The following is a 10,702-nucleotide window of genomic DNA, read 5'->3' on the forward strand; positions in this document are numbered from 1 at the left end:
ATGGCGGCAGTGCGGCCGGCGAACCGCTGGCGCTGTTCAAGAGCGCCGTGGCCCGCGACCCGGCCCACATCCGCGCCCGCTACTACATCGCCGGCGAAGCGACGCGGGCCGGCGAATTCGAGGTGGCGAGGAGCGAGTGGGAGGCGCTGCTCGCGCTCGCCAAGGGCGACGAGGCCTGGGTGCCGAATGCGCAGGCCGGGCTTGACGCGGCGCTTGCCGGCCTCAGCGGTGGGCCCGCGGGTGGGGTGGACCAGGGCACGATCGAGAGTATGGTGGAGGGCCTTGCGGCGCGACTGGCGGAAGGCGGCGGCACGATCGAGGAATGGACCCGGCTGGTGCGTTCCCGCCTTGTCCTCGGTCAAACCGAACTGGCGCAGCAGGCCTACGATGCCGCGCGATCCGCCTATCCCGATGCGTCGGTCCGGACCGAACTCGATGTTCTTGCGGCAGATCATGGATTGGTGGCAAGTAATTGACTCGTAAACAGAAAAAACTAGCCGTCATCGCTGCGCTGGGGGCCGTGCTGGTGATCGCCGCCGGGCTGATCTTCACGGCACTGCGGGACCAGATCGTGTTCTTCTATTCGCCCACCGAGGTGAAGGCGAAGGCGATCGCCACGGGCACCCCGATCCGTCTGGGCGGCCTCGTCAAGCAGAGTTCGTGCAGCCGCGTCGGCGAGGCCACGGACTTCGTGGTCACGGATGGCGAAACCGAGGTGACGGTGAGCTTTGTCGGCATCCTGCCCGACCTGTTCCGTTCCGGGCAGGGGGTGATCGCCGAGGGCGCGATGAGCGGCGCCGACCGTTTCGCCGCGACCAATATCCTTGCCAAGCACGACGAGAACTACATGCCCAAGGAGGTGGTGGACTCGCTCAAGGATCGCGGCGAGTGGCAGCGCGAGGCGACCACCGCGGCCAGCCCGGACGACAACTGCTCGCCGCGCAACCTTGCCGCGCTGGCGCCGGCGACCGGCTCGTGATGCGGCACGGACACGCGGCATGAGCATAGAACTCGGACATTTCGCCTTCGTCCTTGCCTTCGCCATCGCGGTGGTATCCGCGGTGCTGGGCCTGCTGTTCTGGAAGCGTGAGGCGGTGGCCGGCTTCCTGCAGCAGGCGGCACTGTTGCAGTTCCTCCTGGTGGCCGCCGCGTTCGGCGCGCTGATCCAGGCCTTCGTCACGTCCGACTTCTCGCTGAAGCTTGCCCAGGAGCACGCCAACTCGGCGCAGCCGCTGATCTACAAGATCACCGCGGTGTGGGGAAACCACGAGGGCTCGATGGTCCTGTGGGTGTTGATCCTCGTCATCATGGGCGCCGCCGTGGCGGCCTTCGGGCGCGGCCTCCCCAGAGACCTGATGGCGCTGGTGCTGGGCATGCAGAGCCTGCTCGGCGCGGCCTTTGGCGGCTTCACCCTGTTCACCTCCAACCCCTTCCTCAGGCTCTCGCCGGCGCCCTTCGAGGGCCGCGACCTCAATCCGGTGCTGCAGGATATCGGCCTCGCCATCCATCCCCCGCTGCTCTATGCCGGCTATGTCGGCTTCTCGATCTGCTTCAGCTTCGCCATCGCCGCCCTGATCTCGGGACGCATCGACGCGGCCTGGGCGCGCTGGGTGCGGCCCTGGGCGCTGTTCAGCTGGGTGTTCCTGACGCTCGGCATCGCCATGGGCTCGTACTGGGCCTACTACGAGCTCGGCTGGGGCGGCTGGTGGTTCTGGGACCCGGTCGAGAACGCCAGCTTCATGCCCTGGCTGGCGGGCACGGCGCTGCTCCACTCCGCGCTGGTGATGGAAAAGCGCAATGCGCTGAAGGTGTGGACGATCTTCCTTTCGATCATCACCTTCTCGCTCAGCCTGCTCGGCACCTTCATGGTACGCTCGGGCATTCTGACCTCGGTCCATACTTTCGCCTCCGATCCGACGCGTGGCCTCGTCATCCTGTCGCTGCTGGCCATCTTCATCGGCGGTGCCTTCTCCCTGTTCGCGCTGCGGGCCGGCGCCCTGCGGACGGGCGGGTTGTTCGCCCCGATCAGCCGCGAGGGCGCACTGATCCTCAACAACCTGTTCCTCGCCTCGGCGACGGCGGCGGTGCTGGTCGGGACACTCTATCCGCTGCTGCTCGACGCACTCACCGGCCAGAGCATCTCGGTGGGTGCGCCGTTCTTCGATCTGACCTTCGGCGCGATCATGGCGCCGCTTCTCGTCATCCTGCCGTTCGGGCCGTTCCTGAGCTGGAAGCGCGGCGACCTGATCGCCGTGACGCAGCGTCTCGCCGGGGCGGCGGGCCTCGCGCTGTTCCTCGCCATCCTGGCCTTCGCGCTGACCGGCGCCTCGATCTCGCTCGCCCCGCTCGGACTGCTGCTGGGCTTCTGGGTGTCGCTGGGCGCGCTGGCCGATCTCGTCGATCGCGCCCGGTTCTTCCGCACCGATCTGGTGACCTCGCTGCGGCGCCTCGTCGGACTGCCGCGCACCGCCTGGGCGACGGCGCTGGCGCATTTCGGGCTGGGCGTGACGTTGATCGGAATCGTCTCGACCAGCGCCTGGCAGAGCGAGCTCGTCACCACCATCAGCCCGGGGCAGACCGTGACGCTGAGCGGGCACGCGATCACCTTCTCGGGCATCGTGCACGAGGAAGGTCCGAACTTCGTCGCCGATGCCGGCCGCTTCAGCATCGTCGCGCCCGGCGATACGGCGCGCCAGGCGGTGGCCGAGCGGCGCGTCTACGCGGCGAGCGGCATGCCGACCACCGAAGCGGCGATCGAGACCTACGGCTTCAGCCAGCTCTACGTGCAACTGGGCGAGCCGCATGCCGACGGCACGTCCGTGGTCCGCATCTGGTTCAAGCCCTATGTGACGCTGATCTGGCTGGGCGCCCTGGTGATGGCCGGCGCCGGCCTGTTGTCGCTGAGTTACCGACGGCTGCGCTTCGGCGCTCCGCAACCGGCCGCCAGTCGGGTGGCCGCGCAATGAGGGCGCTGCTCGCCGCGCTGCTGGTGCTGCTGCTGGCCCAGCCCACCCTGGCCGTGCGTCCCGACGAGGTGCTCGCCGACCCGGCGCTCGAGGCGCGGGCCCGCGACATCTCGGGCGGCCTGCGCTGCCTCGTCTGCCAGAACCAGTCGATCGACGATTCCGATGCCGACCTGGCACGCGACCTGCGCCTGATCGTGCGCGAGCGTCTGGTGGCCGGCGACAGCGACGACGAGGTGCGCGCCTACCTCGTCGCCCGCTACGGCGAGTACGTGCTGTTGAACCCGGTGGTGGCGCCGCACACGCTGCTGCTCTGGGCCGCCGCGCCCGCGCTGCTGGTGATCGGCGGCACGGTGGTGTTCTTTGCCGCGCGGCGGCGGGCAAGGGTCGCGACCGGCGCCACCGAACTCTCCCCCGAGGAAGCGCGCGCGATCGAGGAACTGGAACGCTGAAGCGACGCGCGGCGGCTGTCCCGTTCGGCGGCGGGTAACGTCCATCGCGGTCGGCTCGTGATGCACGATGCATGACAAATTGTCATCCTGACCGTGAAATGGTACGGATCAAGCACCAGATATCCTGCACACACCAACCGAAGGAGGCGCTCCATGGCTATCAAGTCAAGTGCATTTGGCCGCGTAACGCTTACCGAGCAGGACGCGAAGAAGTTCCAAGCGCAAGCGACATACGGCAAGCCGAAGGCTGCCGCAAAGGAGGCAGCAAAGCGCGGCATCGAACTTTCGCGAGCCCTTACATCGAGCGGCGGACGTTTGAGACTAACGCTTGAACCCGCTGAGTAGGCGCTGCCAGATTGGTAGAGATTACGATCAGGCCAATAGAGCCCGGTGACACCGTCACCGGGCTTTCTCTTGGGCACGCCGATTTCGTTCCACTAAAGACCTATCTGCAGAAGGATGCGAAAGCCCATCAGGAGCAGAGTCTGGCTCGAACCTATGGCGTGTTTCTCGATGACGAACCCCTGCGGGTGAGAGCCTACGTGACTCTCGTATGCGGAGAGATTGCATCAGAGCCTGGGGGGAGCGGCGTCAGTGGCTTGGGGCATGGCGATGGTCTGCACTACCCATACCGGCAGTACCCAGCGGTGAAGATCGCGCGGCTGGCCGTCGATCATCGCCTGCAAGGCCGGAAGCTGCACATCGGTACAATGCTGGTCGATCTGTCAGTTGGCATTGCCAAGGACGTGATCTCCCCATCGGTGGGGTGCAGGTTCATAGTCGTAGATGCCAAGCGACGATCCGTTGGCTTCTACGAGCGGTACGGGTTCACGGCGCTTGATACTCCAGCGAACAGGGAACGCGATGAACCGGTCATGTTCATTGACCTGTACAAGGTGCCAGTGCAGGGCTGAGTTGCTCCATCCTGGGGCTGACAGCCGGCGCCGAACCGGGCTATGAGGGCGCATTGCCGGACGCTCTGCCTTGCCCCTTGCTCCGTTGCTTCCCGATGGCCTCGACCCGCTGCTGGCGCTGGCGCTGATCGGGCTCAGCCTGTTCACCTCCCTGATCACCGCGACCTTTTCGCTCGGCGGCGGAACGCTGATGGTGGCGGTACTCGCCCTGGTCTTTCCACCGACCGTCGTGGTGCCGCTGCACGGCGCCATCCAGCTCGGCTCGAACGGCGGCCGGGCGATCGTCCAGCGGGCGCACATCCAGTGGCCGCTGGTGCTGTGGATTTCGCTGGGCGGCCTGCTCGGCACCGTCATCGGCGGCCAGTTCGCGAGCCTCATGCCGGCGACGGCGCTGCAGATTGCCATCGCGCTCTTCGTGCTGCTGACCACCTGGCTGCCGCAGCCGGCGCTGGTGGGTCGCTCGCGGGCGGCGCAGGTGATCGGCGGAGGGGTGATCGCGGCGCTCGGCATGGTGGTTGGGGCGACCGGGCCACTGGTCTCGGTGTTCATCAAGGGGCTCGCCGATCGCCGCCAGCTGGTGGCGACGCACGCCGCGCTGATGACACTTCAGAACAGCTTCAAGGTGGCGATGTTCGTCCTGCTCGGCTTCGCCTTCGCCGCCTACCTGCCGCTCATCGCCGCCATGATCGCCTCGGGCTTTGTCGGCACCGCCATCGGCAGCCGGCTGCTCGTCAAGGTGCCCGAAGCGCTGTTCCGGATCGGCTTCAAGATCGTGCTGACGCTGGTGGCGCTCGATCTGCTGCGCACGGCGCTGTTCTGAGCACGAAACGTTCGGCAACATTACCAAGATTTAAGGCCGGCGACATCGTGCAGAAAGGCACCGGCCTCCATACGTCAGGGCCATCCGGAGTGCCTGACTGAAGGAGAACACCATGCGCTCGACCATTTCTTCCCGCGCCCGTCGCTGGATCGGGGCGTCGGCCCTTGCGATCCTTGCCGGTATCGGCGGCGGCTCTGCCCTCGTTGCCGCGACTGCGCCCAGCGCCGCTCAGAGCGAGGCCAAGCTCGTTCCCGCCGCGCAGATCAGCGTGCCGGCCGTCACCAATGCCCCGAACTTCGCCGACCTCGTCGAGGCGGTGAAGCCCGCCGTGGTCTCGATCGTCGTCGAGGGTGGCGCCGACAGCGGCCGCAACCTGCAGCGCGGCGGACGCCAGTTCGAGTTCAATTTCCCCGACCTGCCCGACGACCATCCGTTCAAGGACTTCATGGAGGAGTTCGGTCGCCAGTTCGGCAACGACAACAATGACAAGGCCCCCCAGCCCAAGCGCCGCTTCGTCGCGGCCGGCTCGGGCTTCGTGGTCTCGGCCGATGGCTACATCATCACCAACAACCATGTGGTCGACAACGCCGACAAGGTGACCGTGGTCTTCGACAATGGCGATGAGATGAGCGCCAAGGTGGTCGGCACCGACGAGAAGACGGACCTGGCGGTGGTCAAGGTCGACGGTGTCACCGACCTCAGCTTCGTCAAGCTGGCCGACACCGACGTGCGGGTCGGCGAGTGGGTGGTGGCGGTCGGCAATCCGTTCGGCCTCGGCGGCACGGTGACCGCCGGCATCGTCTCGGCCCGCGGCCGCGACATCGCCGGCTCGTCCTACGGCGACTTCCTGCAGATCGACGCGGCGGTGAACACCGGCAATTCCGGCGGCCCGGCCTTCAATCTCGAAGGTCAGGTGGTGGGCGTCAACACCGCGATCTTCTCGCCCAATGGCGGCAATGTCGGTATCGCCTTCGCCATCCCCGCCAACGTGGTCAAGCAGGTCACCGACCAGCTGATCTCGTCGGGCACCGTGACCCGCGGCTTCCTCGGTGTCGGCATCCAGGACGTGACCCGCGATATCGCCGAAAGCGTCGGCCTCGGCAACCGCCGTGGCGCGCTGGTCACCGAGCCGAGCAAGGACGGCCCGGCCGGCCTGGCGGGCATCCGGTCCGGCGACGTGATCATCATGGTTGACGGCGACGAGATCAGCAACGCGCTCGACCTGAGCCGCACCATCGCCGGCAAGGACCCCGGCACCCCGGTCGAGGTGACGATCTGGCGCGATGGCCAGGAGCAGACCATCTCGGTAACGCTGGGCAAGCTCGACGAGCAGGTCGCGCAGCCTGCGGAGCCGATCCCGCCCGCCGACATCCCGGCCGGCCCCACCGAAACCAGTGTCGGCATCACCCTGGTGCCGTCTGCCGACGGCGTGGGCCTGCTGATCCAGGAGGTCAACCCGGACTCGACCGCGGCCGAGAAGGGCTTCGCCATCGGCGACACCATCCTCGAGGTTAACAACCAGCCCGTGGCGACGGTCGAGCAGTTCGAGCAGGCCATCCAGGGCGTCAAGGATGCCGGTCGCGGCACCGCGCTGATCAAGGCCCAGCGCGACGGCAATGTCCGCTTCGTCGGGCTGCCGCTCGAGTAGGCGACGCGCAAGCGCCGGGCTCCGGGGCCATGGCTCCGGGGCCGGTTGCTTCGTGTGAATGGCGAATGGTGAATGGTGAATGGTGGATGGTGGTATCAGTTACCCGTTCACCATTGGCCATTCACCTGGCTATGATCCGACCGGGGCCGGTGACATGAAGATTCTGCTGATCGAGGACGACCGCGAGGCGGCGAGCTACCTGATCCAGGCACTGGACGAGGCCGGGCACGTGACGCACCACGCCTCGGATGGCGAGACCGGCTACGCCATGGCCTCGGGCATGGACTACGACGTCCTGGTCGTCGACCGCATGCTACCGCGCCGCGACGGGCTGTCCATCATCGAGAGCCTCAGGGCCGAGAGCGACCGCACGCCGGTGCTGATCCTGTCGGCGCTCGGCGAGGTGGATGATCGCGTCACCGGCCTCAGGGCGGGCGGCGATGACTATCTCGTCAAGCCCTATGCCTTCTCCGAACTGCTGGCCCGCGTCGAGGTGCTGGCCCGCCGCTCGAGCCCGGCCGAGGCCGCCACCAGCTACTCGGTGGCCGGGCTGAACCTCGACCGGCTGAGCCGCAAGGTCGAGCGCGACGGCGAGCCCATCCTGCTGCAGCCGCGCGAATTCCGCCTGCTCGAGTACCTGATGAAGAACGCCGGCAAGGTGGTGACCCGAACCATGCTGCTCGAAAATGTCTGGGACTATCATTTCGACCCCCAGACCAATGTCATCGACGTGCACATGTCCCGCCTGCGCGCCAAGATCGACAAGGGCCACACCAACCCGCTGCTGCACACCATCCGCGGCGCGGGCTACATGATCCGCGAGTAGGGCATGCTGCGCCTCGCCGACCTGTGGCGTACGACCACGGTACGCCTCACGGCGCTGTTCATGGTCGTCTTCGTCGTCTTCGCCGTGTTGCTGCTGGCGCTGATCTCGTGGCAGACCTCGGTGCAGCTGCAGCGCCAGCAGACCGATGCCATCGACCGCGAGGCGCGGCAGCTGACGCGGCTCGACGCCAATACCGGCTTCCGGGCGGCGGTCGAGGCGGTCGGCCGGCTGTCGCGCCAGCCGGGTCCGGGCATCTACTATCTGGCCCTGCCGACCGGCGAGATGATCGTCGGCAATGTCAGCGACCTGCCGGCCGAGGTGCTGGCCGAGCCGGGCACCTACAGCTTCGACTACGAGCGTCCGCAGCCGCTCGACGGCGATGAGGGGCAGCCGCCGCGGGGCAACGCGGTGGTGCGCTCCGTGGTGCTCGACAGCGGGCTGATCCTGGTGGTCGGCCGTGACGTGGTCGAACGCCGCGGCTTCACCGCCATCGTCATGCAGTGGTTTGCCATCGGGGTCGGAGGCATCCTGCTCTTTTCGATGATCGCGGGCGGCGTTACCGCCGTGCGCGTGCTGCGACGCGTCGATACCATCGCCTCGACCTCCCGCAAGATCATGTCCGGCAACCTCTCCGAACGCGTGCCGGTGACCCGCCGCGACGACGAGTTCGACGCCCTCGCCACCAACCTCAACCAGATGCTCGATCGCATCGAGCAGCTGATGCAGGGCATGAAGGAGGTGACCGACAATGTCGCACACGACCTGAAGACGCCGCTGACGCGCTTGCGCAACAAGGCCGAGTCGGCGCTGCGGGACGGGCAGGGCGAACAGGCCCGGCGCGAGGCGCTCGAGACGACGCTCGAGGAGAGCGACAAGCTGATCAAGACGTTCAACGCCCTGCTGATGATCGCCCGCGCCGAGGCCGGCACACCCTCGGGCGCGCTGAGCGAGATCGACCTGAGCGCCGTGGTGGCCGACGTCGCCGAACTCTACGGGCCGCTGGCCGAGGACGAGGGGCTGTCGCTCGTCACCGACATCGCGCCGGGCGTGCGCCTCAGCGGCAACCGCGAACTGCTCGGGCAGGCGCTGGTCAACCTGATCGAGAACGCCCTGAAGTACTACGAGCCGGCCGAGGGCAAGGTTGGCCGCATCACCGTCAGCGTCCGCTCCGCCGCCGGTCGCGTGCGGATCGAGGTCGCCGACAACGGCCCGGGCATCCCGGAGGCCGACCGGACGCGCGTGCTCGAGCGCTTCGTCAGGCTCGAAAAGAGCCGCACCGAGCCGGGCTCCGGGCTCGGCCTGTCGCTGGTCGCGGCGGTGGCACGCCTGCACCGGGGCGAGTTCCGCATCGAGGACAATGCCCCCGGCGTGCGCGCGGTGATCGACCTGCCGGCCGCCTGAGGCCGGTGCGAGGCTCAGTGCGCCGTCGGCACCGAGGTTTCGCCGACGCCGATGCCGGCGACCTTGCCGCCCTTGAGCACGTAGCCGATGTACTGGGCGATGTCGGAATAGCCACCGGGCCGATCGCCGCGGTAGGCGATCTTGCTTCCCGATGCGGCGCCGAAGGTCGCCTTCAGGTCGGCGACAGGTGCCCCGAGGCCAGGGATGCCGAAATCGGGGATGGCGAACTTCTCCGGTGCCGCATCGCAGGCGGCCGAGGGCTTGCCCGTTTCGGCGGCGACCATCATGACGAACTCGTAGCCGCCCAGCGCATTGGAGATGAACCAGACGTTGGCGCCCTCGGCGCCGTAGCAGATCCAGTCGGCCCGGCCGGCGCCGTCGCCATCGCTCTGGATGGTGCCGCCGAAGGCCTTCTGCACGTCTTTGAGCCTGGTGCGCTGCAGCGTGACCTTGAGGCTGCCCACCGTGATCGCCTTGACGGGCGCCTTCTCGAGGTTGGCCTTGCTGAAGTTGAAGCTGTTGCCGAAGATCGCCTGACCCATCCCGCCCAGCGAGGCGGCGGCAACGGGCGTGGCGCCCAGGATCGCGAGAGCGAGGACGGCGGCGGCGGCTTGGATTCGCATAGATGCACTCCGGGTAGGACGGCCGGGGGAAAATACCGGGACCGGCGCCGCGCGCCAGTGCGCAAAAGGCACAATCACGGAGCTTTGCTTGCCCCGGCCCCGGCGCGGCGATATCCCATGCGCCATGACCGTCTCCGTTGCGACCCTGCTCGACGCCGCCCCCTATCTCGCCGACCTCGCGGCCCGCCACGCGGACTGGTTCGCCGCAGCGCGCCTCGCACCGGACGTCGCCTTCGACGCCGTGCTGGCGGAGCTGGCGCGGGCGGGCGCGGACGGTTCCGGCGAGGAGAGCGTGGCCCGTGCCCTGCGGCTCGCCAAGGGCCGCGTCGCCCTGCTGGCCGCCGTCGCCGAAGTCGAGGGTCGCTGGACGACCGAACGGTCGACGGCAGCCTTGTCCGACCTCGCCGACGCGGCGCTCGACGCCGGGCTCGAGGTGCTGATCCGCGCCGCCGTCGCGCGCGGCCAGCTCGGACCGGCCACGGCGGCCACCTCGGGGCTGGCGATCTTTGCGCTGGGCAAGCATGGCGGGCGCGAGCTCAACTACTCGAGCGATATCGATATCGTCGCCTTCTTCGACCCCGACCGCGCCCCGCTGATCGATCGCGGCGAGGCGACCAGGCTGTTCAGCCGCATCGTCCAGAAACTCGCCGGCCTGATGCAGGACCGTACCGCCGACGGCTACGTGTTTCGCACCGACCTGCGGCTGCGGCCCGATCCGGGAGCGACGCCGGTCGCCCTGCCGGTCGAGGCGGCGCTCGCCTACTACGAGAGCCGGGGCCAGAACTGGGAGCGCGCGGCCTGGATCAAGGCGCGCCCCTGCGCCGGCGACAGGATGGCGGGCGAGGCCTTCCTCAAGGAGCTGGCGCCCTATGTCTGGCGCAAGCACCTCGACTTCGCCACCATCGCCGACATCCAGGCGATGAAGCGGCAGATCAACATCACCAAGAATGTCGGGGATGTCCGGGTCGAGGGGCACAACGTCAAGCTCGGGCTCGGCGGCATCCGCGAGATCGAGTTCTTCACCCAGACCCAGCAACTGATCGCCGGGGGACGCG

Annotated in this window: 10 protein-coding genes and 2 pseudogenes; 11 read left to right on the plus strand and 1 reads right to left on the minus strand. The window is 67.9% G+C overall.

Going from position 1 to position 10,702, the window contains the following annotated elements:
* From ACE3TU_RS14175 to ACE3TU_RS14220, 10 genes and pseudogenes are all read left to right on the plus strand, one after another.
* Nucleotides 1-476, plus strand: a pseudogene (locus tag ACE3TU_RS14175) (c-type cytochrome biogenesis protein CcmI); the annotation flags it as partial.
* Entirely contained in the window at nt 473-979 is a 507-nt protein-coding gene (gene ccmE, locus ACE3TU_RS14180) for a cytochrome c maturation protein CcmE (RefSeq protein ID WP_374625268.1), read from the plus strand. The pseudogene ACE3TU_RS14175 and the gene ccmE, both read left to right, overlap by 4 nt.
* 19 nt (nt 980-998) lie before the next feature.
* Nucleotides 999-2,966 (plus strand): heme lyase CcmF/NrfE family subunit, encoded by a 1,968-nt coding sequence (locus ACE3TU_RS14185; protein ID WP_374625269.1) that lies wholly within the window; start codon nt 999-1,001, stop codon nt 2,964-2,966.
* The gene (locus tag ACE3TU_RS14190; RefSeq protein WP_374625271.1) at nt 2,963-3,415 is read left to right on the plus strand and encodes a cytochrome c-type biogenesis protein; all 453 of its coding nucleotides are present in this window, start codon (nt 2,963-2,965) and stop codon (nt 3,413-3,415) included. The genes ACE3TU_RS14185 and ACE3TU_RS14190 overlap by 4 nt, the downstream gene beginning before the upstream one ends.
* A gap of 153 nt (nt 3,416-3,568) precedes the next feature.
* Nucleotides 3,569-3,760: a hypothetical protein gene (locus ACE3TU_RS14195; RefSeq protein WP_374625273.1), complete on the plus strand. Its 192-nt coding sequence runs from the start codon at nt 3,569-3,571 to the stop codon at nt 3,758-3,760.
* Nucleotides 3,761-3,771: 11 nt separating this feature from the next.
* A complete protein-coding gene (locus ACE3TU_RS14200; protein ID WP_374625275.1) occupies nt 3,772-4,329 on the plus strand; it encodes a GNAT family N-acetyltransferase in 558 nt (185 codons plus the stop codon).
* A gap of 70 nt (nt 4,330-4,399) precedes the next feature.
* Nucleotides 4,400-5,149, plus strand: a complete 750-nt coding sequence (locus ACE3TU_RS14205) for a sulfite exporter TauE/SafE family protein (RefSeq protein ID WP_374625277.1) — start codon at nt 4,400-4,402, stop codon at nt 5,147-5,149.
* A gap of 112 nt (nt 5,150-5,261) precedes the next feature.
* Nucleotides 5,262-6,797 (plus strand): Do family serine endopeptidase, encoded by a 1,536-nt coding sequence (locus ACE3TU_RS14210; RefSeq protein WP_374625279.1) that lies wholly within the window; start codon nt 5,262-5,264, stop codon nt 6,795-6,797.
* A gap of 154 nt (nt 6,798-6,951) precedes the next feature.
* Nucleotides 6,952-7,623, plus strand: a complete 672-nt coding sequence (locus tag ACE3TU_RS14215) for a response regulator transcription factor (protein ID WP_374625281.1) — start codon at nt 6,952-6,954, stop codon at nt 7,621-7,623.
* Between the two features lie 3 nt (nt 7,624-7,626).
* Nucleotides 7,627-9,024, plus strand: a complete 1,398-nt coding sequence (locus ACE3TU_RS14220) for a sensor histidine kinase (protein ID WP_374625283.1) — start codon at nt 7,627-7,629, stop codon at nt 9,022-9,024.
* 14 nt (nt 9,025-9,038) lie between these two features.
* Here the strand turns inward: ACE3TU_RS14220 and ACE3TU_RS14225 are convergent, their stop codons facing one another.
* The gene (locus ACE3TU_RS14225) at nt 9,039-9,647 is read right to left on the minus strand and encodes a hypothetical protein (RefSeq protein ID WP_374625285.1); all 609 of its coding nucleotides are present in this window, start codon (nt 9,645-9,647) and stop codon (nt 9,039-9,041) included.
* A gap of 124 nt (nt 9,648-9,771) precedes the next feature.
* Here ACE3TU_RS14225 and ACE3TU_RS14230 point away from each other — a divergent pair.
* Nucleotides 9,772-10,702: pseudogene (locus ACE3TU_RS14230) on the plus strand (bifunctional [glutamine synthetase] adenylyltransferase/[glutamine synthetase]-adenylyl-L-tyrosine phosphorylase); the annotation flags it as partial.

Origin of the sequence: Devosia sp. (assembly GCF_041917035.1) — a bacterium.
Lineage (GTDB): Bacteria > Pseudomonadota > Alphaproteobacteria > Rhizobiales > Devosiaceae > Devosia_A.

Bases quoted from the DNA above. Each gene is read 5' to 3' on its own strand.
- ACE3TU_RS14185 (WP_374625269.1), top strand. From the start codon at position 999: ATGAGCATAGAACTCGGACATTTCGCCTTCGTCCTTGCCTTCGCCATC.
- ACE3TU_RS14190 (WP_374625271.1), top strand. From the start codon at position 2,963: ATGAGGGCGCTGCTCGCCGCGCTGCTGGTGCTGCTGCTGGCCCAGCCC.
- ACE3TU_RS14195 (WP_374625273.1), top strand. From the start codon at position 3,569: ATGGCTATCAAGTCAAGTGCATTTGGCCGCGTAACGCTTACCGAGCAG.
- ACE3TU_RS14210 (WP_374625279.1), top strand. From the start codon at position 5,262: ATGCGCTCGACCATTTCTTCCCGCGCCCGTCGCTGGATCGGGGCGTCG.
- ACE3TU_RS14215 (WP_374625281.1), top strand. From the start codon at position 6,952: ATGAAGATTCTGCTGATCGAGGACGACCGCGAGGCGGCGAGCTACCTG.
- ACE3TU_RS14220 (WP_374625283.1), top strand. From the start codon at position 7,627: ATGCTGCGCCTCGCCGACCTGTGGCGTACGACCACGGTACGCCTCACG.
- ACE3TU_RS14225 (WP_374625285.1), bottom strand. From the start codon at position 9,647: ATGCGAATCCAAGCCGCCGCCGCCGTCCTCGCTCTCGCGATCCTGGGC.